We start from the raw sequence: 22,972 nt of genomic DNA, 5'->3' as shown, positions 1-22,972 counted from the left end.
CAGGACTCGGGAGACCCCATGACGTTTCTGATCACCGGTGGCGCCGGATACATCGGCTCGCACGTGGTCCGCGCGATGCTGCTCGCGGGGGAGGAGGTCGTCGTCTTCGACGACCTGTCCACGGGCAACGAGGACCGGGTACCGGAGGGCGTCCCGCTGGTGATCGGCTCGGTCCTCGACCGGCTGGCGCTGGACGAGGCCATCCGGGAGCACCGGATCACCGGTGTGGTGCACCTGGCCGGGAAGAAGCAGGTCGGCGAATCCGTCGAGAAGCCGCTGTACTACTACCACGAGAACGTGGAGGGCCTCCAGGTCCTGCTGGGTGCGGTCGCCGCGGCCGGCATCCGCAACTTCCTGTTCTCCTCCTCGGCCTCCGTGTACGGCATGCCGGACGTGGACTCGGTCACCGAGACCACCCCGTGCGCCCCGCTCAGCCCCTACGGCGAGACCAAGCTCACCGGTGAGTGGCTGGTCCGGGCGGCCGGCAAGGCCCACGGCATCGCCACCGCCTGCCTGCGCTACTTCAACGTGGCCGGCGCCGCCTCCCCGGAGCTCGCCGACACCGGGGTGTTCAACCTGGTCCCGATGGTCTTCGAGCGCTACGACCAGGGCGAGGGCGCCCGGATCTTCGGCGACGACTACCCGACCCCGGACGGCACCTGCATCCGCGACTACATCCACGTCGAGGACCTCGCGGACGCCCACCTGGTGGCCGCCCGCAAGCTCGCCGAGTGGGCGAAGGCCGGCGAGTACCAGGACCTGACCGTGAACATCGGCCGCGGCGAGGGCGTCTCCGTCCGCGAGATGGTCGAGCTGCTCAACGCCAACACCGGCAACGACTTCCCGGCCGTGGTCACCCCGCGCCGCGCGGGGGACCCGGCGAAGGTGGTGGCCTCGGCCGACAAGATCGCCGCCGAGCTGGGCTGGAAGGCCCGCCACGACGTCCGCGCGATGATCACCTCCGCGTGGGCGGGCTGGCAGGCCAACAAGGTGGCCGTGCACCGCGAGCGCTGACCCGGCACCGGAACCCGGCTCCCGGAACGCGCACCGGCCCGCCACCCCCTCCGAGGGGCGGCGGGCCGGTGCGCGTTCCGGTGCGGGCCGCGGTCAGCGGACCCGGTTCCGCCCGGCGGAGGCCGCCCGGCGGCCGCGCACGATACGGGAGACGGTCCGGCGGGCCTGCCGGGTGATCCGCCGGTGCAGCGGCAGCGGCACCCGGACGGTCAGCGAGTCCCCGTCCTCGGCGTGCAGCGGCAGCTCCCGGCTGAACCCGCGGTCCCGGATCCGCAGCTTCACCTGCCACTCGCCCTCCGGGGCACCCCGGGCCTCGGTACGCACCCGGACCAGCCCGTCCGCGTCGGCACCGCCGACCGCCGGAGCGGTGAACGGGGCCCGGCCCGGGGCGCACAGCACGAACTCCACCGGCGCGTCCGGGGCCCACCCCGGTATCGTCGCCGTCGCCGACAGCACCGGCGCCCCCACCACCCGGGCAGCGGCCGTCCCGCGCGCGTCCCGGGCCAGCGGTATCCGGGTGGCCCCCAGGTCCAGGTTCACGTGCTGGTGCACCTCGGAGTGGAACACCGTCGCCGCCCGCGGCGGCTCGTGCGGCGGCCCGTGCACGATCCGGGGCTCGGGCTCGGCGTCGTACTCGGCCGCCTTCGGCCGGGGCAGCCAGGCCTCCCGGGCCAGCGAGCCCACCGACACCGCCACCCGGACCGTCCAGATCCCGTCGGCCAGCCGTCCACCGTCCTCGGCGGCCCGGCTGACGTCCAGTGAGGCCCGGTAGCCGCCGGACCCGTCGGTCGGCTCCGCCGGGACCCGTACGGTGCGGTCGCCCTGCCGCAGCAGCAGCGCCACCTCCTGCTCGCCGGCCCCGTCCAGGCCCTCCAGCCGGGCCCGGCCGCCGAGCCGCAGCACCGGGCCCTCCCAGGCGTAGGAGGCGAGCTCCTGCCGCAGCACCACCCGCGAGGTCAGGTCGAACAGCTCGTCGGGCAGGCCGGCGGCGGGGTCCCGGAAGAGCGGGTACCCGGCATAGGCCCGGCCGTCCTCGACCCGGACCGGCACCGGCCCGTCCACCGTGTCCGCGGTGACCACCCCGGTCAGCTCCCGGGTGCGGCCGGCCCCGATCAGGCGGGCGCGCAGCCGCAGCCGCGGCGGCAGGGCGGCGCTCACCCGCTCCGTCAGATAGGCCTCGACCAGCGGGGCGGCGGCCCGGACCATCTCCTCCCGGCCGGCCTCGTCACGGGCCAGGTAGGGCCCGGCGAACATCCCCAGGACCTCGCCGTGGAAATGCCGCTCCATGAGCTTGTCGCGCTCCGGGCCGGCCGGCACGTGCGCGGCGACCATCGCCAGGGTCTCGCCGACGTACGCGAGCTGTGCCACCCAGTCGGCGTCCTGCTCGGTGGCGTTGGTGCCGTCCCCGCGCCCCTCCAGGTGGTAGCAGTCGTGATCGGCCACCACGGATATCCGGCGGGCGTGCAGCAGGGCGTGCGCGCTGAAGGGCACGTCCTCGCCGAGCAGCCGGCCCTCGGTGAACCGGATCGCGTACTCCTCGACCAGGCTGCGCCGCCACAGCTTGTAGGCGGCCAGCGTCCAGTACACGGGGGAGTCGTAGAGGGACACCTCGGCGCTGGTGGTGCGCAGGTCCACCGGCGCGGCCCGGCCGCCGACCCCGACGATCCGCCCGTACACCACGTCCGAGCCGTGCTCGTCGGCCATCGCGACCAGCCGCTCCAGGGCCTCCGGGCCCAGGTAGTCGTCCGAGTCCAGGAAGAACAGGTAGTCCCCGGTCGCGGCCTCGATGCCCACGTTGCGCGGCTTGCCGGCGCCTCCGGAGGCCTCCTGGTGGACCACCCGGGCTCCGGGCCGGTCCCGCGCCCAGGCGTCCAGCCAGTCCCCGCTGCCGTCGGTGGAGCCGTCGTCCACCGCGATCACCTCGATCCGGTCGGCCGCCAGGGTCTGGGCGGCCACCGAGTCGAAGCAGCGCCGCAGGTAGCGCTCGGTGTTGTGCACCGGTATGACCACGCTCACACGGGAGTGCGGGGGTGAGTGCATGGGTGTACCTCTTCGCTGGTCCCCGAACTGTTTCCGGCCCGAGCCTACGCGCCCCGCCCGCCCCGCCCCAGTGGGGAAGGACAGGAATCTCGGGCCCGGGGAACGCCGGAGCCGGCCGGGCCCCGAGGGCCCCGGCCGGCTCCGTGCGATCCGTCCCGGTACGGGCGGACCGCCCCTGATCAGCGCTGGAGGAAGGCGAACAGCTCTTCCCAGCGGTCGGTGATGCCCTCGCTGGAGAACCGCCGGACATTGCGGAAGGCGGCGTCGCCGAGCCGGTCCCGCAGGGCCGGGTCGCTCATCATCCGGTCCAGCTGGGCGGCCATCTCCATGGTGTTGCCCACCCGGGTCAGCAGACCGTCCTCCTCGTGCGTGACGATCTCCCGGACCCCCGGCGCGCAGTCCGCGGCCACCGGCGCCACGCCCGCGGCCATCGACTCCAGCAGGGTGATCGGGAAGCCCTCGGCGCGGGAGGCCTGGGCGAACACCGAGACCTCCTGGAGGGCGCCCAGCACATCGGAGGTGCTGCCCATCCACTCCACCGACTCGTCCACGCCCAGCGAGGTGCAGTGGGCGCGCAGCGCGGCCTCCTCGGGCCCGGCGCCGTAGATCCGCAGCTTCCAGTCGGGGTGCTCCGGGACCGCGTCGGCCCAGGCGTCGAGCAGCAGGTCCACGCCCTTCTCGAAGGAGAGCCGGCCGACGCTCGCCACCACCTTCGCCCGGCGCGGGGCGGGGGACTCCGGCATGAACGGCAGCGGGTTCGGCATCGAGCCCACGTTGTCCAGGCCGGCCCGGATCCACAGGTCGGCGTCCTCGGGGGTGAGGACCAGCAGCCGGTCCACGTCCTTGTAGTGGCGGCGCACCCGGCCGGCCCGGGAGGACTTGGAGGAGGCCTCGAAGGACTCGTGGCTCATCCCGATCAGGGTGAGGCCCTTGGTGTCGGCGAGCGCCACCCACTCCATCGCCCACACCTGGGTGCAGATCACCACCGCGCCCGGCCGGGCCGCCCGGAACAGCACGGAGAGCTTCTCCGCGGCCGCCAGCATGGCGCTCTGCCGGGCCGCCTGGCGGCGCCGCTCGGGCGCGTTCAGCCGGCCCTTGATCCCGCGCAGGGTGCGCGCCCCGGCGGGCCGCTCCTCGTACAGGCAGGTCGTCGCGTACGGCAGGTCGGCCGGGAAGGGGTGGCGCAGCTGCTCCTCCACCGGGGAGATGCCCACCACGTGCACCCGGTGGCCGCGCTCCGAGAACAGCCGGGCCATCTGGTGCGACCAGGTGGTCACACCGCCGACCTCGTCGACGCTGTTGGAGACGAAGAAGATGTCACGGCCCTGGCTCACTTGCCGCTCCTGTGGAAGAACTTCCCGACGATCTGGCTGGCGGCGTCCCCGCGGTCGTACTCGCCGAACTCGGCCAGGAAGGCCTGCCGGGCCTGCGCGTACTTGGCGTCGGCCTCGTCGAACACCGACACGGCCTGCATCAGCTCGTCCGCGGTGGCGACGACCGGGCCGGGTGCCTTGGCCTTCAGGTCGAAGTACGTGCCGCGGATGTCCGTGGAGTACTTCTCGTAGTCGTAGGCGAAGAACAGCATCGGCCGGTCCAGCACCGCGTAGTCGAACATCACCGAGGAGTAGTCGGTGATCAGACCGTCGGCCAGGGCCAGCAGCGGGGTGATGTCGTGGTGCCGGGACACGTCGATCACCCGGCCCGCCACCGACGGCGGCAGCGACACGCTGTTCAGGTAGTGGGTGCGCACCAGCAGGGTGAAGCGGTCGCCCAGCCGGTCCGCGAACTCCTCGACGTCGAACGGGAAGGAGAAGCCCTCCACCGCGCCGTCGGCGGACGCCCGGAACGTCGGCGCGTACAGCAGCACCTTCTTCTCCGGGGCGATGCCCAGCTCGGCCGCCAGCGGCCCGCGGACCCGCTCGCCGCTCTCCGTCTCCTCGCGGTGCGCCGCCACCAGGGCGTCGTTGCGCGGGTAGCCGACGCGCAGCAGCACCTCCTCGCGCAGCCGGAAGCCCTTGGCGAGGGTGCGGGTGTCGTGCTCCGAGCGGATCAGGAAGTGGTCGAACCGGTCCAGCGCCTGCTGGAACCTCGCCTGCCCGTCCTGGCCCAGCGCCTTGGTCCGCGGCTCGTGGAAGCCCATCCGCTTGAGCGCCGAACCGTGCCAGGTCTGGATGTACGTGGTGCCGGCCCGCTTGGTCAGCGCCAGCGGGAAGCCCTGGTTGTCCACCCAGAACTCGGCCTGGGCCAGCGCCCGCAGGTACGGCCAGCTCCACCGCTTGACCAGGGTGGCCTCCTTGGGGAAGCCGGTGGGCTTGGCGCCCGCGTAGGACCACACCGCGTCGAACGGGACGCCCTGGCGCACCAGTTCCTCGTAGACGGCCTTCGGGCTGTCGCTGTACTGCTTGCCCATGTGGCTCTCGAAGACGACCAGGCCCTTCTTGATCGGCAGCTTCGAGAAGACCTCGTGGTAGACCTTGACCTTCTGCTCGCCCGAGCCCATGTTCCGCTTGGTCTTCAGGGCCTTCTTCAGGCTCCGCTTGACCAGTCCGGCGGCCTTGCCGTGCATGGCGTTGCCGATCAGCGCCTGGGTCCGCACGGCGGCCGCGCCCTCGGCGACCAGCACGTAGCTCAGGTTGCCCTTCTTGGTGATCTCCGGCTCGAACCGGTCGGAGACCAGCCGGGTCAGCCGGGGGCGGACCCGCAGCGCGGTCGCCTTCTCCAAATCGACCCCGCCCACCGAGACCCGGGTGGTGATCTTCTCGTCGCCGGCGGTCAGTTTCAGCCGGACGTCCCAGACCGCGTCGATGATGCCCAGCGGGCGGACCGTCCTGGCGATGTCGGCGCGGACGGTCCACTCGACCGCGTCCCCGGTGTTGCGGACGGCCTGCGCCGGGAACGAGAACGGCTTCACGCCGATCTGCCGGCGGGCCCGGAACTCCAGCTCCGCCTTCAGCGGGGCGTCCGCGGCGATCCGGCCCAGCGGGTTGACGACCCGGCCGGACAGGGTCACGGTGCCGCGCCCGTCGTCCGCGTACGAGGTCAGCCGGTTGCCGAGGGTGAGCGAGCCGAGCGGGGTGGTGTGGAAGCCCTGCGCGGTGACGTCCAGTATCCGGCGCCCCTCGGCCTCGTCCAGGTGCTCGGCGCACCAGTAGACGCGGCCGTCGCGTTCGGTCAGCGAGGAGGTGAGCCGGCCCCGGTTGGTCATCGACTCGGCGGCCGGGAGCAGGTTGTCCCAGTCCTCCTTGCCGAGGAGGTAGGCGCAGATCGCCTGCAGGTGGTTGACCTGCTCGTAGGCGGCCGGGTCGATGCCCTCCAGATAGCCGTTGGCCAGCCGGGCGAACTCGTGCCGGTACTCGTCGTCGAGCAGGTGCAGGTCCTGGAGGTGCAGCACCAGGTCGTGCTTGAGGAACTTGGCGTCCTTGACCGACTTGATCTCGTCGTGCCCGTGCTCGGCGAGGAGTTCGTCGACCCGCCGGTGGATCTCCATCCGGTGCACGAAGTTGGCGATCTCGTGCCGCCGGTTGCTGATCGACTTCGCCGCCGCGTTCTCCTGCACGTTCCAGAAGTAGACGTGGTTGGGGATCAGCGTGATCCGGCTGGCCGCCACATAGGCCTGCGCCGAGAACAGCAGGTCCTCGTAGTGGATCCCGACCGGGAACTCCAGGCCCTGGTCCAGCAGGAAGGACCGCCGGTAGCACTTGTTGGTGGAGAGCGTGTCGTAGACCAGCAGGTCGGGGTACTCGGTGATGGACTCCAGCGTCCGGGTCCGCGAGTAGATCCACGGGTACCACTCGGTGGTCTTCCCGAACCGGTTGTCCAGGTGCACCCGCACGGACATGCCCGACACCAGGTCGGCGCCGGTGCGTTCGGCGGCCTCCAGCATGTTCCGGCAGGCGTTCCGCTCCAGCACGTCGTCACTGTCCAGGAACATGACGTACTCGCCGGTGACCTGCTGGATGCCGTGATTGCGGGGGGCCCCGCAGCCACCGCTGTTCTGCGGCAGCCGGAACGCCCGCACTCTCCCCGGATGCGCCGCTTCCAGGCCCTGCGCCACCTCGAACGACCGGTCCTTGCTGCAGTCGTCCACGATCACGACCTCGACCCCGTGCAGGGTCTGGTCCAGAACCGACTGGACGGCTGTCGGCAGACGCTCTGCGTCGTTGTAGACGATGACGACCACGGAGACGTCAGGCACGTGCACCTCGATCCCTATTTGTTCCGTTCCGCTCAACCCGTCAAAGCTACCGTGTGTTCCGGCGGACTCCGGCAGTCGACCTGCGGGAGTGCATACTTCTATGGCATGCGGATAGGGGCATGCGGATCCGCCTCAGCAGGAAGTGTTCATGACGAAGCTGTCCGTAGTCGTTCCTTGCTACAACGAAGAAGCGGTCATCGACAGCTTCGACCTGGAGATCCGCAGGGTTCTCGACGCCCTGCCCGTGGAGTACGAGGTCTGCTACGTCGACGACGGCAGTCGCGACGGAACCCTCGACAGGCTCCGCAAGCTGGCCGAGGCCAACCCGGAACAGACTCGTTACGTCTCCTTCAGCCGCAACTTCGGCAAGGAGGCCGGGATGCTGGCCGGGCTGCGCGAGGCCACCGGCGACGCCGTGGTCATCATGGACGCCGACCTCCAGCACCCGCCGGAGCTCATCGGCAAGATGCTCGACCTCTACGCCCTGGGCCACGACCAGATCATCGCCCGCCGCAACCGCGAGGGCGACAAGAAGGTCCGCAGCGCCCTGAGCAGCCTCTACTACCGCATGGTCAACAGCTGGGTGGACGTGGAGCTCACCGACGGCGTCGGCGACTTCCGGCTGCTGTCCCGCTCCGCCGTGGACGCGCTCCTCTCCCTCCCGGAGTGCAACCGCTTCTCCAAGGGCCTGTTCTCCTGGATCGGCTTCGACACGATCACGTTCGACTACCAGAACGCGCAGCGCGAGGCCGGCGAGACCAAGTGGAAGTTCGGCGCCCTGCTGAACTACGCCATGGACGGCCTGATCTCCTTCAACAACAGGCCGCTGCGGCTGGCGATCTGGGTGGGCGCCGCGCTCACCGTCGTCGGCGCGCTCTACAGCCTGTTCATCATCATCCAGGCGCTCACCACCGGGATCACCACCCCCGGCTACGTCACCCTGGTCGCGATCATCGTCGGCCTGGGCGGCGTGCAGATGAGCATGCTGGGCCTGATCGGCGAGTACATCGGCCGCATCTACTACGAGACCAAGCGCCGCCCGCACTTCCTCGTCAAGGAGTCCCACGGGGTCGACTTCCACCGGGACCGCGACCTGGGGCACGACCTCGACCGGGCCGTCGGACGGGACGCCGCGTGAAGGACCAGCTGGCGCAGATCATCAGGTTCGGGCTGGTCGGCGGCGTCAACACCGCCACCTTCTTCGGCATCTACCTGCTGCTGCACCCGTGGATGCCGTACTTCGCGGCCTACACGCTGGCCTTCGTGCTGTCGATGATCGGGTCGTTCTTCATGAACACCTACTTCACCTACCGCACCAAGCCCACCTGGAAGAAGTTCCTGCTCTTCCCGCTGACCAACGTCACCAACTACGTGATCCAGTCGGTGGGCCTCTACGCCCTGGTGTCCTGGGCCGGCATGAACACCAAGATCGCCCCGCTGGCCGCGGCCGTGGTCGCGATCCCGTTCACCTACCTGCTGTCCCGCAGGATCCTGGTCCCCGGGGCGGCCGGCGCCGCCCCGGAGCCGGAACAGCCCCGCAGCACGTCCACGGTCTGAAACCGCCGCGCACGCCCCCCGCCACACCCCGTAAATTGAGTGACGTACCGCTGGAACCGTTGTTTGGGGAGAACGTGGCAGGGGCTAGGCAGGGTGTCGTGGACGCCCGCAGGATCGTGGTCAAGGTCGGCTCCTCCTCCCTGACCACGGCGGCCGGCGGGCTGGACGCGGACCGGGTGGACGCACTCGTCGACGTCCTCGCCAAGGTGCGCGGCGGCGGCGAGAAGGAGATCGTCCTGGTCTCCTCCGGGGCCATCGCCGCCGGACTCGCCCCGCTCGGACTGCGCCGCCGCCCCAAGGACCTGGCCCGCCAGCAGGCCGCCGCCAGCGTCGGCCAGGGCCTCCTGGTCGCCCGCTACACCGCCTCCTTCGCCCGCTACGGCCTCCGCGTCGGCCAGGTCCTGCTGACCACCGACGACACCAGCCGCCGCGCCCACTACCGCAACGCCTACAACACCCTGGACCAGCTGCTGGCCATGGGCGCCCTCCCGGTCGTCAACGAGAACGACACCGTCGCCACCGACGAGATCCGGTTCGGCGACAACGACCGGCTCGCGGCCCTCGTCGCCCACCTGGTCCGCGCCGACCTCCTGGTCCTCCTCTCCGACGTGGACGGCCTCTACGACGGAGACCCCGCCCTCCCCGGCAGCACCCGGGTCGACGAGGTCCGCGGCCCCGCGGACATCGCCCACGTCACCATCGGCAGTGCCGGCAAGGCCGGGGTCGGCACCGGCGGCATGGTCACCAAGGTGGAGGCCGCCCGGATCGCCGCCGCCGCCGGCATCCCCGTCGTCCTCACCTCAGCCAGCCGGGCCGCCGACGCCCTCGCCGGCCGCCCCACCGGCACCCACTTCCACGCCACCGGCCGCCGCTCCGCCGACCGGCTGCTCTGGCTCCAGCACGCCTCCACCCCCCAGGGCCACCTGGTCCTCGACGACGGAGCGGTCCGCGCCATCACCGAACGCGGCAGCTCCCTGCTCCCCGCCGGCATCGCCGCCATAGGCGGTGACTTCGTCGCCGGCGACCCCGTGGAGCTCCGCTCCACCGACGGCCGGCCCGTCGCCAGGGGCCTGGTCAACTTCGACGCCAAGGAGCTCCCGCAGCTGCTGGGCCGCTCCACTCGCGAGCTCGCGCGGGAACTCGGACCGGCGTACGAACGCGAGGTCGTCCACCGGGACGATCTGGTTCTGCTACAGGGCTGAGGTTCTGCAAAACCACCGCGAAGCGGGCCGCGGACTGGTCAACTGTGGGAGGCGGGCACCTACGCAGGGCAGAGGAGGCGACGGGTGAGACGAGCGCTGACCAGCGTCGCGGGCGGCGGCGACGAGGAAGCGGAACAGGACGCGTCCCGCCTGTGGCACGTCACCCTCAGCGTCTCCGGCAAACCGGTCCCCCTGGACGAGGTCCGGCGCGGCCTGGAACAGCTGGCCCACGACCATCCCTTCCTGCTCACCAGCCGGTACGCCGACGACCACGCCGAGATCCGGTACTGGGAGGAGGCCCGCGACCTGCACGACGCGGCCGCCGTCGCCCTCCGCCTATGGGGCGAACACCGCTCCTCGGCCCGGCTCCCGGCCTGGGAGATCGTCGGCCTGGAAGTCATCGACCGGGCCACCTACCACCAGCGGGTGGCCGAGGGCTACGGCCCGCCGCCCGCCCACCCGGTCGGCGTCCACCCGTACTGACGGCCCGCCGGGGCGGCCCGGGCGGGCCCCGGGGTCCGGGGCGGGGGAGAGGCACCGCGCGGCGGCCCCGCCGAACCCGGCCGCCGCCCCCGTCTCGCAGGGCGGAACCCCGCCGCCCGCCCAGCACCCCCGCGACTACCCTTGGCGCCATGACCTCGCACGCCGGCGCCCCCGCCACCGCAGCCTCACCCGTGATCGCCACCGCGCGAGCCGCCCGCACGGCCGCCGCCGCCATCGCCCCGCTCCCGCGGGCCGCGAAGGACGCCGCCCTGCTGGCCATCGCGGACGCGCTGGAGGCCCGTACCGCCGAGATCATCGAGGCCAACGCCGTCGACACCGACAAGGCCCGCGCCGCCGGCACCAGCGAGACCATCATCGACCGGCTCACCCTCACCCCCGAGCGGGTCGCCGCCATCGCCTCCGACGTCCGCGACGTCGTCGCCCTCCCGGACCCCGTCGGCGAGGTCGTCCGCGGATCCACCCTCCCCAACGGCATCGACCTCCGACAGGTCCGGGTCCCCCTCGGAGTCGTCGGCATCATCTACGAGGCCCGCCCCAACGTCACCGTCGACGCCGCCGCCCTCTGCCTGAAGTCCGGCAACGCCGTCCTGCTCCGCGGCAGCTCCTCCGCCTACGCCTCCAACACCGCCCTCGTCGCCATCCTCCGCGACGCCGTCGCGAGCACCGGCCTGCCCGCCGACGCCGTCCAGCTGGTCCCCGGCGAGTCCCGGGACTCCGTCCGCGAGCTGATGCGGGCCCGCGGCCTCGTCGACGTCCTCATCCCGCGCGGCGGCGCCTCCCTCATCAGGACCGTGGTCGAGGAGTCCACCGTCCCGGTCATCGAGACCGGCACCGGCAACTGCCACGTCTATGTGGACGCCCAGGCCGACCTCGACATGGCCGTGGACATCCTCGTCAACTCCAAGGCCCAGCGGCCCTCCGTCTGCAACTCCGCCGAGACCCTCCTCGTGCACCGGGACATCGCCGAGGCCTTCCTGCCCCGCGCCCTCGACGCCCTCGCCGAGGCCGGGGTCACCGTCCACGGGGACCCGGCCGTGCTCGCCGCCGCCGAGGGCGGCAAGGTCACCGCCCTGCCCGCCACCGACGAGGACTGGGCCGCCGAGTACCTCTCCTACGACATCGCCGCCGCCGTCGTCGGCTCCCTGGACGAGGCCGTCGAGCACATCCGCCGCTGGACCTCCGGCCACACCGAGGCCATCGTCACCACCTCGCAGGCCGCCGCCCGCCGATTCACCCAGTTGGTGGACTCCACCACCGTCGCCGTGAACGCCTCCACCCGGTTCACCGACGGTGGCCAGTTCGGCTTCGGCGCGGAGATCGGGATCTCCACCCAGAAGCTGCACGCCCGCGGCCCCATGGGCCTCCCGGAGCTCACCTCCACCAAGTACATCGTCACCGGCGACGGTCACGTTCGGTAATCGAACCCCCCGCTCCGGGTGGCCGAATCGGGCCTACGCCCTGCCCAAAGCGGCCCCCCGGGGCTACGCTGGACCCGTGCCGGACGACGTGGGGGGCAAGCCGATCCCGGACGACGGGAACCCCGAAAGCGAGCACGAAGACCGTGGCGGCGCGGACCAGGACTTCGCCTCCGTGGTCTTCGACGAGGCCTTCGTCCGGGGTGCCGAAGTCCATGAACCGAGCGCGGCCGAGCGGCTGCGCGAAGCCGAAGCGGCCCGCGCCGTAGCGCGCGGCCGCCCCGGCGACGACGAGGGCTGGGACGGCTATCCGTTCGGCCGTCCCGAGGACGGCCATCCGGACGACTGGCCGGACCACCTCTACGACGGGCACGACGGGACCCACGGCTACGGCTACGGCCCGTACGGAGTCCACGGCGGGGCCCTGCGCCCCTACCGCGGCCGCTCCCGCTGGCTGCGCCCGGTCGCGGTGCTGCTCGCCGTCGTCATGGGGATCGGGATGGTCGCGCTCGCCTTCATCGCCGTCTACCGCGGCGCATCGGGTGATTCCGGCCAGGCCCCGCCGCCCGCCCGGACCCCGCTGACCGAAGTCAGTGGCGATGGCGCGTTTACGTACCCCGCGGGCCGCCAACCCTGAAGGTACGACCCCCTCCCGGAGCAGGGAGATGCGCATGGCCGTACCGAGAGATCCAGCTGACGGCACCCCCGAAGGCACCGGCGGTGGCGAGGAGGAGTACCGGCCGGACGAGTACCGGGCGGTGGTGTTCGACGAGGACTTCGTCCGGGCCGCCCGGCTCCAGGAGTTCTCCGCCGACGAGCGCATGGGCGAGCACGCGCGCGCCGTCCGCAGCCGGTCCGTCTGGTCCTCCGGCCGGCCCGGCCGCGGTCCCGACAGCCCCGGCCGGGGCGCCCGCCAGGGCATGCTGCTGGTGCTGCTGATCGCCCTGGCCTTCGCCGCGGCCGTCTACATGGGCATGCGCGATCCCTACGCCGCCCCGCCCGCCGGGCACGCCGAACCCCTGGCCGCCGTCGTGGTCCCGCTGGCCCCCGCCGACACGGTGCCCGGCGGCAGGCCCGCCGACCTGTACGCCAGGAGCCCGGCCGCCCAGTACCGCACCGGGGCCTCCGGAATCACCCTGCCGGCCGTCCGTCGCACCCGGCACTTCACCGATGCCCAGGTGGTCACCGCGCTGTCGGTGGCCAAGGACTATCTGGTGGCCTCCTCCCTGGACCCGGACGTGCTGGCCGGCAACTCCTCCCGGCCGGTCCGGCTGCTGCTCGACCCCGACCAGCAGGAGCAGTTCGACCGCAGCATCGGCACCGCCGGCACCACCGGCAGCACGGGCACCCCAGGCACCACCGGCACCACCGGCAACGACAGCCGATACGCCGCCACCGGCTGGCTGGTCCGCATCGACCCGGCCGTCGCCGTCCTGGCCGACCCCAGGATCCGGGTGTTCGGCACCCTCGAATTCGAGGAGATCGCCCCGGACGTGCTCCAGGTGACCTCCGACCACACCTTCGTCTACGCGGTCCGCCCGGCCGCCGCCGGGCCGGAGGCCGCCCTCGCCGGGGCCTCCCTGTTCACCGTCCGCCGCGAACTGCGGATGCGGTTCGACCGCGACGACCTGGTGGCCCGGCGCACCGAGCTGCTGTCCGCCCGTGTGCTGGCCGGGCCCCAGGACTGCGCCGCCGACCCGTCCCGCGCCTTCACCCCGCTGCCCGCCGGGGCCCGGTCCACCACGGTGGGGCCGGCCGCCACCGACCCCTTCGCCAGCGGACCGGCCCGCCGGGGCGGCGGACTCTGCGGGGTGCTGGCCACTCAGGAGCAGCCCACCCCGGCACCCGGCCCACCGGCCTCGCCCGCCCCACCGGCGGCGCCGACACGGGTGCCGGCCGGAGTGGCGGGCCCCGCCCCGGTCAGTCCCGGTCCCTAGGCCCCCGGGCCCCCGCCGGGCCTGTCCTCGCCCCGGTCGTCCTGGCCCCGCTCCTTGCCGCCGGAGCCGGAGCCGGAGGCGCCCGCTCCGGTGAACCGGTCGCGCAGCGAGCCCGCCAGATCGCCCGCCCCGCCCGCGATGTCCCCGACCAGCTTCATCAGCGGGTCCTTGCTGCCCCGCACCGAGTCCGCGTAGTGCGAGGCGGACTGCCGGAAGGAGTCGGTCACCGAGGTGTCCTTGTCCTCCTCGCGCCGCGGGTAGTGGCCGTCCATGATCCGCTGGTGGTCCCGGCTCTCCGCCCACTTCTTCAGCTCGGCCGCCCGCACCGTGGTGAACGGATGGGTCCGCGGCAGCATGTTGAGGATCTTCAGCACCGAGTCGCGCAGGTCCCCGCCCGCCTCGTACTCCTCGGCCTGCGCCAGGAAGGCGTCCACGTTCATCTCGTGCAGGTGGTTGCCGCCCGCGAGCTTCATCAGGCCCCGCATCGAGGCCTGGAGGTCCTGCCCCACCAGCAGCCCCGCCCGGTCCGCCGACAGCTCCGACTTCCGGAACCACTCGCGCAGCGCGGTCACGATCGCGGTGATCGCCACCGTCCCCAGCGGGATCCAGGCGACCTTGAGCGCCAGATTGGTCAGGAACAGCAGGATCGTCCGGTACACCGAGTGGCCCGACAGGGCGTGGCCCACCTCGTGGCCCACCACCGCCCGCATCTCCTCCTCGTCGAGGAGCTCCACCAGCGCGGTGGTGACCACGATGATCGGCTCGTCCAGCCCGATGCACATGGCGTTCGGCCGCGGGTCCTGCTGCACGTACATCTGGGGGACCTTCTCCAGGTCCAGGATGTAACAGGCGTCCCGCAGCATCTCGTGCAGGTGCGGGAACTGGGTCTCGCCCACCCGCACCGAGTCCGACAGGAACAGCAGCCGCAGGCTCCGCTCGGGCAGCAGCCCGCTCAGCGCCTTGAACACCGTGTCGAACCCGCTCAGCTTCCGCAGCGCCACCAGCGCCGACCGGTCCGCGGGATGCTCGTACGCCCGCGAGGAGATCCCCGGGAACCTCCTCCGGTCCCTCGCCGGCAGCTTCTCGAAACCCCTGGCTCCCGTGTCGGACATCGCGCCTCCCCCTTGATCGGACCACTAGGCCTTGCGTCTATCCTCTCCAACGCCTGAGTCGGCGTGAGCGTGCCCAGGCCCCCGCATACGATGTGAGCGAAGTCTCCGCCCGCTCCCCCGACCCGATTGGTACCTGCCTGATGAGCCTCCCCACCACCGCCCAGAGCCTGGTTCTCCTCGCCTCTGAGGAGGTCGAGAAGCACGGCGGCAACCACGACAGCCTCAACCCGTACCTCACCGGCGGCGGCGCCTTCGTCGTGCTCATGCTGATGCTCTGGGTGACCACGCGCCTCAACCGCGACCGCTAGGGCCATCCGGTCACACCGCGACGGCGGCAAGGCGGCGCCGGGCCGGTAGGGTCTGCGCTCATGGGAGAGCAGGAGACGCCTACCGGTCCGGTCAAACGCCGGCTCGGGGTCATGGGCGGGACATTCGACCCGATCCACCACGGACACCTGGTGGCCGCCAGCGAGGTGGCCGCGCTGTTCCACCTCGACGAGGTGATGTTCGTGCCCACGGGCGAGCCGTGGCAGAAGTCGCAGCGCGCCGTGTCCGCGGCCGAGGACCGGTATCTGATGACGGTCATCGCCACCGCATCGAACCCCCAGTTCTCGGTCAGCCGCATCGACATCGACCGCGGCGGGCCGACGTACACCATCGACACCCTGCGCGACCTCCGGCGTCTCAACGACGACGCCGACCTGTTCTTCATCACCGGGGCCGACGCCCTGGCGCAGATCCTCACCTGGCGCAACGCCGAGGAACTCTTCGCCCTCGCGCACTTCATCGGCGTCACCCGGCCCGGCCATCTGCTCACGGACGACGGCCTGCCCGAAGGCGGGGTCTCCCTGGTGGAGGTCCCGGCACTGGCCATCTCCTCCACCGACTGCCGCGTGCGGGTCGCCCAGGGCGATCCGGTCTGGTATCTGGTGCCGGACGGTGTGGTGCGGTACATCGACAAGCGAGAGCTGTACCGCGGAGCCTGAGGTTCCGCATGAGAGGGGCACCGCGGTGAACGACCGACAGGAACCGCAGTTCATCGGCTACGACCAGTACGGGCAGCCGGTGTACGCCCAGGTGCCCGCCGAGCAGCCCGCGGCGCCCCCGCAGCAGTACGGCCAGTACCAGCAGCAGCCGCAGCAGCAGTACGACGCCCAGGGGCAGCCGTACGGCTACGACGCCTACGGGCGCCCGCTGCCCCCGCAGCAGGCGCCCCAGCAGTACTACGGCTACGAGACGTACGACACCGGGCAGATGCAGCAGCTCCAGCAGCCGATGCAGCCGGTCCAGCCCGTCCAGTCCGTGCAGTCCGTCCAGCAGCAGTGGATCCCGCAGCAGGCGCCCGCCCCCGACCCCGCCGCGGAGCAGGCCGCCGCCCCGGAGCAGCCGCAGCTCCCCGAGCAGCGCCGGGCCGCCGACTCCGCCCCCGACTACCGCACCGAGCAGTTCGCCTTCCTCGACCAGCAGGACGAGGACTCCGAGGACGTCATCGACTGGCTCAAGTTCACCGAGAGCCGCACCGAACGCCGCGAGGAGGCCCGCCGGCGCGGCCGCAACCGGGTGGTCGCGCTGATCGTCGTGCTCGCCCTGTTCGTGGCCGGCGGCGTCGGCTACCTCTGGTACCAGGACAAGCTGCCGTTCCTGGACGGCCCCGCGAGCGGCACCGCCGGCACCGCGAAGGGCGGCCCGCAGAAACGCGACGTGATCGTCGTCCATCTCCACGACACCAGGAGGGGCGGCACCATGACCGCCCTGCTGGTCGACAACGTCACCACCGGCAAGGGCGCCACCGTCCTGCTGCCCAACGCCCTGAAGGTGCCCACCCAGGCCGGCGACTCCGTCCCCCTCGGCACCTCGGTGTCCGAGGACGGCCTCGGCGGCACCCGCGAGTCCCTGGACTCCCTGCTCGGCACCCGCATCGGCGGCACCTGGCGGCTGGACACCCCCTACCTGGAGAACCTGGTCCAGGGGGTCGGCGGCATCGAGGTCGACACCGACACCGCGATCCCCGCCGACACGAAGGCCAAGACCCCCGCCGTGCCGCGCGGCGAGAAGCAGAGCCTGACCGGGGCGATGGCCGTGGCCTACGCCACCCACCGCGCCCCGGGCGAACCGGAGACCAAGCCGCTGGAGCGGTTCGGCAAGGTGCTGCTCGCCACCCTGCGGAAGGTCCCCGGAGACGCCCAGGCGGCCGTGATCACCGTCGAGGCGCTCGGTCAGATCCTGGACCCCTCGCTCGACGAACGGGCCCTCGGCGGCTCCCTGGCCAAGCTCGGCGAACACGCCAAGACCGGCGCCTACCGCACCGACCTGCTCGCCCTGAAGCCCGACGGCGGCCTCACCGACGAGGCGGGCCGGACGGTGGTCAAGGAGGTCCTCGGCGGCAGCCCCGGCTCCTCCCAGGGCGATTCCGCGGCCCTGAAGGTGGGCCTGCGCGACGCCACCGGCTCCGAGAAGTCCCAGATCGCGGCCAAGGCGGCACTGGTCAACGGCGGCTACACCTTCGTCGACGGCGGCAAGGCGGCCCGGACCCAGAGCACCACCCAGGTCACCTACCAGGACGCGGCGCAGCGGGAGAAGGCGCTGGAGGTCGCCAAGACCCTCGGGGTGCCGGAGAGCGCGGTCAAGGCGGCCGGGTCCGGCGGAAACGCCCCCGACGGGGTCAACGCGGACGTGGTGGTGACCCTCGGAAAGGACTATCAGCCTTCCTGACCTGGGGCGGAACCGATCGCGTGGGCGGTGTCGGCTGTGCATGAGACCCTTGTAAGGATCTGCCCTCGACCCGAAAGCATGGCCAGTGACCGCCACGGACCGCTCCATCGAGCTCATCACCACCGCCGCCCAGGCGGCGGCCGACCGGCTCGCGCACGACATCATCGCGTACGACGTCAGCGACGTGCTGTCGATCACCGACGCCTTCCTGCTCGCTTCGGCGCCCAACGACCGCCAGGTCAAGTCGATCGTCGACGAGATCGAGGAGCGCCTCCTCAAGGAGCTCGGCGCCAAGCCGGTGCGCCGTGAGGGCGACCGCGACGCCCGCTGGATCCTGCTCGACTACGTGGACATCGTGGTCCACGTCCAGCACAGCGAGGAGCGCGTCTTCTACGCGCTGGAGCGCCTGTGGAAGGACTGCCCCGAGATCGAGCTGCCCGAGGACGCCAAGCTCACCAAGGGCAAGGCCGAGGAGCACGCCGCGCTCCGCGCCGCCCAGGGTGACGAGGAACTGGACGGTGATCTGTTCTGAGCACGACGGACGCGAGCGGTGCCGGGGGCGCCGCGGGATCCGCTGACACGGCCGGCCGGTCCGGCCGCCGCATCGTCCTGTGGCGGCACGGCCAGACCTCCTGGAACCTGGAGCGCCGGTTCCAGGGCTCCACGGACATCGAGCTGACCGAGGCCGGTGTGGCGCAGGCCCGCCGGGCCGCCCGGCTGCTCGCCTCGCTGAACCCGGACGCCATCGTGGCCTCCGACCTCGGCCGGGCGGCGTCCACGGCCGCCGAGCTGGCGGCCGTCACCGGGCTGAAGGTCGAGCACGACCCGGCGCTGCGCGAGACGTACGCGGGCGAGTGGCAGGGCCTCACCCACGACGAGATCCTCGCCAAGTACGGCGAGCAGTACGCGGCGTGGAAGCGCGGCGAGCCGGTCCGGCGCGGCGGTGGGGAGCTGGAGACCGAGGTGGCCGACCGGGCCGCCCCGGTGGTGCTCCGGCACGCCGACCGGCTGGGTCCGAACGGCACGCTGGTCGTGGTCAGCCACGGCGGCACCATCCGCACCACCATCGGGCGGCTGCTGGGCCTGGACGCGTACCACTGGGAGGGCCTCGGCGGGCTCTCCAACTGCTGCTGGTCCGTGCTCGGCGAGGGCGCGCGGGGCTGGCGGCTGCTGGAGCACAACGCCGGCACGCTGCCCGAGCCGGTGCTCGGCGACGACACCTGACGGATGCCGGGTGCCGGTGGGCAGCGGATTTCACTTTCCGGCTGGTCACAGGCTATGGTTCTTCTTGTTCGGAGCGAACGCCGCGGGAAACAGCGGGGGAAGCGCCGGAGAGCGGGGCTATAGCTCAGTTGGTAGAGCGCCTGCATGGCATGCAGGAGGTCTGGAGTTCAATTCTCCATAGCTCCACAATCAGGATCCCGTCCCCAACAGGGGGCGGGATCCTTGCGTTTGTCCCTGCTGCCCCATCCGGCACCGGCATGGCAGAATCGGACGGCCGGAGGGGGAGCCGGCGGCCCGGACGGCTCTGAACGGGAGGGAGTCGCTGACGGATGGGTGCACACCGGCGGCGGTGCGACTGGTGCGACAACGGCACGCCGATCGTGCGGGACATGGACCCGGTCAACACCGACTACCAGTACTGGTGCGAGGAATGCGCGCGGGCGCTGATCATAAAAGGCGACCCCATCGAGACGTACCGCGAGCTGGAGGGGGAGCCGATCTACGGCCGGCTGCTCGACGAACACTGCACGCTCAAACGCTTCTACCAGTTCGCCAGGGCCTGACCGAGCCCGAACGAGCCTGACGTACCTGCCCAAACCGGGCGGTGCCGAAACCGATTTTTGGACCTGGGCCATGACCGTGTAATGTTCTCGATGTCGCCAAGGGGAACCGGCAAGGGAAACCGAGCGGGAACCCGGTGGCAGCGAAGCAAGGGGCTATAGCTCAGTTGGTAGAGCGCCTGCATGGCATGCAGGAGGTCTGGAGTTCAATTCTCCATAGCTCCACAAAAGGGAAGCGGGTCATCCGAATCGGATGGCCCGCTTCTCGTTTCATCCACTGGTCGTCCGAGCGGGCCTCGGGGGCGCTGCGGTACCCTGACGCCATGCGTGCCGTACGCCTTCTGCTTACCGAGCCGCGCTGAACAGGACCGACCCCTTCGCGATGGTCGGCTTCGGCGCGGCGTCCCCTCCTGTGCGAGGGGTTTTTTCGTTTGAGCGGGCAGAGACGGCAGAGACGATCGATGGAGCTTGAAGAAATCATGAGCGAGACGAACACCCCGGCCCCCGAGGCGGCCGAGGCGCACCGCTACACGGCTGCCATGGCCGCCGACATCGAGGCACGCTGGCAGGACGTCTGGGACGCGGAGGGCACCTACGAGGCCCCGAACCCGACCGGTGAGCTGGCCGGTGATCCGGCGCTGGCCGCCCGCCCCAAGAAGTTCATCATGGACATGTTCCCGTACCCGTCCGGGGCGGGACTCCACGTGGGCCACCCGCTGGGCTACATCGCCACCGACGTGTTCGCCCGCCACCAGCGGATGACCGGACACAACGTCCTGCACACCCTGGGCTTCGACGCCTTCGGCCTGCCCGCCGAGCAGTACGCCGTGCAGACCGGAACCCACCCGCGGGTGTCCACCGAGGCCAACATCGAGAACATGAAGGTCCAGCTGCGCCGGCTGGGCCTGGGCCACGACAAGCGCCGCTCGTTCGCCACGATCGACCCGGACTACTACAAGTGGACCCAGTGGATCTTCCTGCAGATCTACAACTCCTGGTACGACGCGGACACCGCCAAGGCCCGTCCCATCGCCGAGCTGACCGCCTCCTTCGCGGACGGCTCCCGCGCGGTCCCCGGCGGCCGTGACTGGGCCGCGCTGACCGCGGGCGAGCGGGCCGCCGTACTCAACGAGTACCGGCTGGCCTACGCCTCCGACGCGCCCGTCAACTGGTGCCCCGGGCTGGGCACCGTGCTGGCCAACGAGGAGGTCACCGCCGACGGCCGGTCCGAGCGCGGCAACTTCCCGGTCTTCAAGTCCCGGCTGAGCCAGTGGAACATGCGGATCACCGCCTACGCCGACCGGCTGCTGGACGACCTGGACGAGCTGGACTGGCCCGAGGCCATCAAGCTGCAGCAGCGGAACTGGATCGGCCGCTCCGAGGGCGCCCGCGTGGACTTCGCGCTGGGCGACGAGGCCGTCACCGTCTTCACCACCCGCCCCGACACCCTGTTCGGCGCCACCTACATGGTGCTGGCGCCCGAGCACCCGCTGGTCGACCGGTTCGTCCCGGCCGCCTGGCCGGAGGGCACCCACCAGGTGTGGACCGGCGGCCACGCCACCCCCGCCGACGCGGTGGCCGCGTACCGCAAGCAGGCCGCCGCCAAGTCCGACGTGGAGCGGCAGGCCGAGGCCAAGGACAAGACCGGTGTGTTCACCGGCGAGTACGCGGTCAACCCGGTCAGCGGCGACAAGGTCCCCGTCTTCATCGCCGACTACGTGCTGATGGGCTACGGCACCGGCGCGATCATGGCCGTCCCGGCCCACGACAGCCGCGACTTCGAGTTCGCCCGCGCCTTCGAGCTGCCCATGCGCTGCGTGGTCCAGCCCTCCGACGACCGCGGCACCGACCCGGCCGCCTGGGACGAGGCCTTCGTCTCCCACGACGCGGCCCTGGTCAACTCCGCCAACGCCGAGATCAGCCTGGACGGCCTGGGCGTGGTCGAGGCCAAGGCCGCCGTCACCCAGTGGCTGAGCGACCGCGGCATCGGCGAGGGCACCGTCAACTTCCGTCTGCGCGACTGGCTGTTCAGCCGCCAGCGCTACTGGGGCGAGCCCTTCCCGATCGTCTACGACGAGGACGGCGTCGCGCACCCGCTGCCCGAGTCGATGCTGCCGCTGGAACTGCCCGAGGTCGAGGACTACTCCCCGCGCACCTTCGAGCCGGACGACGCCGCCTCCAAGCCGGAGACCCCGCTGTCCCGCAACGAGGACTGGGTGAACGTCGAACTGGACCTGGGCGACGGATCCGGGGTCCGCAGCTACCGCCGCGAGACCAACACCATGCCCAACTGGGCCGGCTCCTGCTGGTACGAGCTGCGCTACCTGGACCCGCACAACGACTCGGCCCTGGTCGACCCGGAGATCGAGCGCTACTGGATGGGCCCCCGCGAGGGTGCCCCGCACGGCGGCGTCGACCTGTACGTGGGCGGCGCCGAGCACGCGGTGCTGCACCTGCTGTACGCCCGGTTCTGGTCCAAGGTGCTGTTCGACCTGGGCCACGTCTCCTCCGCGGAGCCGTTCCACAAGCTGTTCAACCAGGGCATGATCCAGGCGTACGCCTACACCGACGCCCGCGGCGTGTACGTGCCGGCGGCCGAGGTCGAGGAGCGCGACGGCGGCTGGTACCACCAGGGCGAGCAGGTCAGGCGCGAGCACGGCAAGATGGGCAAGTCCCTGAAGAACGCCGTCACCCCGGACGAGATCTGCGAGGAGTACGGCGCCGACACCCTGCGCCTGTACGAGATGGCGATGGGCCCGCTGGACGTCTCCCGGCCCTGGGACACCCGCGCCGTCGTCGGCCAGTACCGGCTGCTGCAGCGCCTGTGGCGCAACGTGGTGGACGAGGAGACCGGCGCGGTCACCGTGGTGGACGGCGAGCCCGACGAGGCCACCCTGCGCGCCCTGCACAAGGCGATCGACGGGGCCGGCGCGGACCTGGCCGGACTGCGGTTCAACACCGCCATCGCCAAGATCACCGAGCTGAACAACTTCCTGACCAAGGCCGGCCGGCCGCTGGAGCGCTCGGTCGCCGAGCGGCTGGTGCTGCTGGTCGCCCCGCTGGCCCCGCACATCGCGGAGGAGCTGTGGCACCGGCTGGGCCACAGCGACTCGGTGGTCCACCAGGACTTCCCGGTCGCCGACCCGGCCTATGTGGTCGACGAGACCGTCACCTGCGTGGTCCAGGTCAAGGGCAAGGTCAAGGCCCGGCTGGAAGTCCCGCCGACGATCTCGGACGCCGACCTGGAGCAGCTGGCGGTCACCGACCCGGGCGTGGTCGCGGCCCTGGGCGGCGCGGAGATCCGCAAGGTGATCGTGCGCGCCCCGAAGCTGGTCAACATCGTCATCTGACGCCGTCGACCGCACGGAGTAGGGGTTTCCCTTACGGGCAGGTTGGGGGTTCCGCTGGAACCCCCGGCCTGCCCGCGGCGTTTACGGTGGGAGGGGAAGCGGTAAGTCCGGCGGAAGGCCGTTCGGACCATCCAGGGGAAAGGGTTCGCC

The 22,972-nt window shown here is 71.7% G+C and carries 19 protein-coding genes and 2 tRNA genes; 17 read left to right on the top strand and 4 right to left on the bottom strand.

The genetic code is table 11. From position 1 onward, the window contains the following. Window positions 1-18: 18 nt before the first annotated feature. On the top strand, window positions 19-1,014 hold the full coding sequence (galE, locus tag ACZ50K_RS03605) for a UDP-glucose 4-epimerase GalE (protein ID WP_468896939.1): 996 nt from the start codon (window positions 19-21) through the stop codon (window positions 1,012-1,014). A gap of 93 nt (window positions 1,015-1,107) precedes the next feature. Here the strand turns inward: galE and ACZ50K_RS03600 are convergent, their stop codons facing one another. From ACZ50K_RS03600 to ACZ50K_RS03590, 3 genes are all read right to left on the bottom strand, one after another. Continuing rightward, window positions 1,108-3,054: a glycosyltransferase family 2 protein gene (locus ACZ50K_RS03600; protein WP_468896937.1), complete on the bottom strand. Its 1,947-nt coding sequence runs from the start codon at window positions 3,052-3,054 to the stop codon at window positions 1,108-1,110. 179 nt (window positions 3,055-3,233) lie between these two features. Then, window positions 3,234-4,388, bottom strand: coding sequence for a glycosyltransferase (locus ACZ50K_RS03595; protein WP_468896935.1), 1,155 nt, complete (start codon window positions 4,386-4,388; stop codon window positions 3,234-3,236). Next, window positions 4,385-7,255: a bifunctional glycosyltransferase/CDP-glycerol:glycerophosphate glycerophosphotransferase gene (locus tag ACZ50K_RS03590; protein ID WP_468897210.1), complete on the bottom strand. Its 2,871-nt coding sequence runs from the start codon at window positions 7,253-7,255 to the stop codon at window positions 4,385-4,387. The genes ACZ50K_RS03595 and ACZ50K_RS03590 overlap by 4 nt, the downstream gene beginning before the upstream one ends. A gap of 142 nt (window positions 7,256-7,397) precedes the next feature. On the opposite strand from ACZ50K_RS03590, the gene ACZ50K_RS03585 reads away from it, so the two are divergent. From ACZ50K_RS03585 to ACZ50K_RS03555, 7 genes are all read left to right on the top strand, one after another. Then, window positions 7,398-8,387, top strand: coding sequence for a glycosyltransferase family 2 protein (locus tag ACZ50K_RS03585; protein WP_468896933.1), 990 nt, complete (start codon window positions 7,398-7,400; stop codon window positions 8,385-8,387). Beyond that, window positions 8,384-8,806: a GtrA family protein gene (locus tag ACZ50K_RS03580; RefSeq protein WP_468896931.1), complete on the top strand. Its 423-nt coding sequence runs from the start codon at window positions 8,384-8,386 to the stop codon at window positions 8,804-8,806. The genes ACZ50K_RS03585 and ACZ50K_RS03580 overlap by 4 nt, the downstream gene beginning before the upstream one ends. A gap of 74 nt (window positions 8,807-8,880) precedes the next feature. Then, window positions 8,881-10,008 carry a glutamate 5-kinase gene (gene proB / locus ACZ50K_RS03575; RefSeq protein WP_468896930.1) on the top strand — a complete coding sequence of 376 codons (1,128 nt, stop codon included), beginning with the start codon at window positions 8,881-8,883 and terminating at the stop codon, window positions 10,006-10,008. Between the two features lie 84 nt (window positions 10,009-10,092). Continuing rightward, window positions 10,093-10,491: a hypothetical protein gene (locus tag ACZ50K_RS03570; protein WP_468896928.1), complete on the top strand. Its 399-nt coding sequence runs from the start codon at window positions 10,093-10,095 to the stop codon at window positions 10,489-10,491. A 149-nt stretch (window positions 10,492-10,640) separates the two neighbouring features. Beyond that, window positions 10,641-11,930: a glutamate-5-semialdehyde dehydrogenase gene (locus ACZ50K_RS03565; RefSeq protein ID WP_468896926.1), complete on the top strand. Its 1,290-nt coding sequence runs from the start codon at window positions 10,641-10,643 to the stop codon at window positions 11,928-11,930. A gap of 76 nt (window positions 11,931-12,006) precedes the next feature. Next, window positions 12,007-12,564, top strand: a complete 558-nt coding sequence (locus ACZ50K_RS03560; RefSeq protein WP_468896924.1) for an SCO2584 family spore wall biosynthesis protein — start codon at window positions 12,007-12,009, stop codon at window positions 12,562-12,564. 34 nt (window positions 12,565-12,598) lie between these two features. Beyond that, a complete protein-coding gene (locus tag ACZ50K_RS03555; protein WP_468896922.1) occupies window positions 12,599-13,864 on the top strand; it encodes an SCO2583 family membrane protein in 1,266 nt (421 codons plus the stop codon). Here ACZ50K_RS03555 and ACZ50K_RS03550 read toward each other — a convergent pair. After that, the gene (locus ACZ50K_RS03550) at window positions 13,861-14,976 is read right to left on the bottom strand and encodes a M48 family metallopeptidase (RefSeq protein ID WP_468896921.1); all 1,116 of its coding nucleotides are present in this window, start codon (window positions 14,974-14,976) and stop codon (window positions 13,861-13,863) included. The two genes, ACZ50K_RS03555 and ACZ50K_RS03550, sit on opposite strands and share 4 nt — an antisense overlap. 140 nt (window positions 14,977-15,116) lie before the next feature. On the opposite strand from ACZ50K_RS03550, the gene ACZ50K_RS03545 reads away from it, so the two are divergent. The 9 genes from ACZ50K_RS03545 (at window position 15,117) to leuS (ending at window position 22,822) form a co-directional block, all read left to right on the top strand. Further along, complete coding sequence (locus tag ACZ50K_RS03545; RefSeq protein WP_468896919.1) at window positions 15,117-15,284, top strand: hypothetical protein; 168 nt, start codon at window positions 15,117-15,119, stop codon at window positions 15,282-15,284. 60 nt (window positions 15,285-15,344) lie between these two features. Next, window positions 15,345-15,962, top strand: coding sequence for a nicotinate-nucleotide adenylyltransferase (nadD, locus tag ACZ50K_RS03540; protein ID WP_468896917.1), 618 nt, complete (start codon window positions 15,345-15,347; stop codon window positions 15,960-15,962). A 25-nt stretch (window positions 15,963-15,987) separates the two neighbouring features. After that, a complete protein-coding gene (locus ACZ50K_RS03535; protein WP_468896915.1) occupies window positions 15,988-17,688 on the top strand; it encodes a LytR C-terminal domain-containing protein in 1,701 nt (566 codons plus the stop codon). 85 nt (window positions 17,689-17,773) lie between these two features. Next, entirely contained in the window at window positions 17,774-18,220 is a 447-nt protein-coding gene (rsfS, locus tag ACZ50K_RS03530) for a ribosome silencing factor (protein WP_468896913.1), read from the top strand. A gap of 71 nt (window positions 18,221-18,291) precedes the next feature. Beyond that, window positions 18,292-18,912: a histidine phosphatase family protein gene (locus tag ACZ50K_RS03525; protein WP_468897209.1), complete on the top strand. Its 621-nt coding sequence runs from the start codon at window positions 18,292-18,294 to the stop codon at window positions 18,910-18,912. Window positions 18,913-19,025: 113 nt separating this feature from the next. Beyond that, window positions 19,026-19,098 (top strand) — tRNA-Ala (locus ACZ50K_RS03520). Between the two features lie 143 nt (window positions 19,099-19,241). Then, complete coding sequence (locus tag ACZ50K_RS03515; RefSeq protein WP_468896911.1) at window positions 19,242-19,475, top strand: hypothetical protein; 234 nt, start codon at window positions 19,242-19,244, stop codon at window positions 19,473-19,475. Between the two features lie 149 nt (window positions 19,476-19,624). Next, window positions 19,625-19,697, top strand: a tRNA-Ala gene (locus ACZ50K_RS03510). A gap of 254 nt (window positions 19,698-19,951) precedes the next feature. Next, complete coding sequence (gene leuS / locus ACZ50K_RS03505) at window positions 19,952-22,822, top strand: leucine--tRNA ligase (protein WP_468896909.1); 2,871 nt, start codon at window positions 19,952-19,954, stop codon at window positions 22,820-22,822. Window positions 22,823-22,972 lie beyond the last annotated feature (150 nt).

This window comes from Streptomyces sp. NPDC033845 (assembly GCF_055576225.1).
Note: the sequence above shows the minus strand (reverse complement) of the source record. Positions and strands in the feature narration are given on the sequence as shown.

Coding starts and splice junctions, on each gene's coding strand:
- ACZ50K_RS03565 (WP_468896926.1), top strand. CDS start 10,641: ATGACCTCGCACGCCGGCGCCCCCGCCACCGCAGCCTCACCCGTGATC.
- galE (WP_468896939.1), top strand. CDS start 19: ATGACGTTTCTGATCACCGGTGGCGCCGGATACATCGGCTCGCACGTG.
- ACZ50K_RS03555 (WP_468896922.1), top strand. CDS start 12,599: ATGGCCGTACCGAGAGATCCAGCTGACGGCACCCCCGAAGGCACCGGC.
- ACZ50K_RS03515 (WP_468896911.1), top strand. CDS start 19,242: ATGGGTGCACACCGGCGGCGGTGCGACTGGTGCGACAACGGCACGCCG.
- ACZ50K_RS03545 (WP_468896919.1), top strand. CDS start 15,117: ATGAGCCTCCCCACCACCGCCCAGAGCCTGGTTCTCCTCGCCTCTGAG.
- ACZ50K_RS03600 (WP_468896937.1), bottom strand. CDS start 3,054: ATGCACTCACCCCCGCACTCCCGTGTGAGCGTGGTCATACCGGTGCAC.
- leuS (WP_468896909.1), top strand. CDS start 19,952: ATGAGCGAGACGAACACCCCGGCCCCCGAGGCGGCCGAGGCGCACCGC.
- nadD (WP_468896917.1), top strand. CDS start 15,345: ATGGGAGAGCAGGAGACGCCTACCGGTCCGGTCAAACGCCGGCTCGGG.
- ACZ50K_RS03550 (WP_468896921.1), bottom strand. CDS start 14,976: ATGTCCGACACGGGAGCCAGGGGTTTCGAGAAGCTGCCGGCGAGGGAC.
- ACZ50K_RS03585 (WP_468896933.1), top strand. CDS start 7,398: ATGACGAAGCTGTCCGTAGTCGTTCCTTGCTACAACGAAGAAGCGGTC.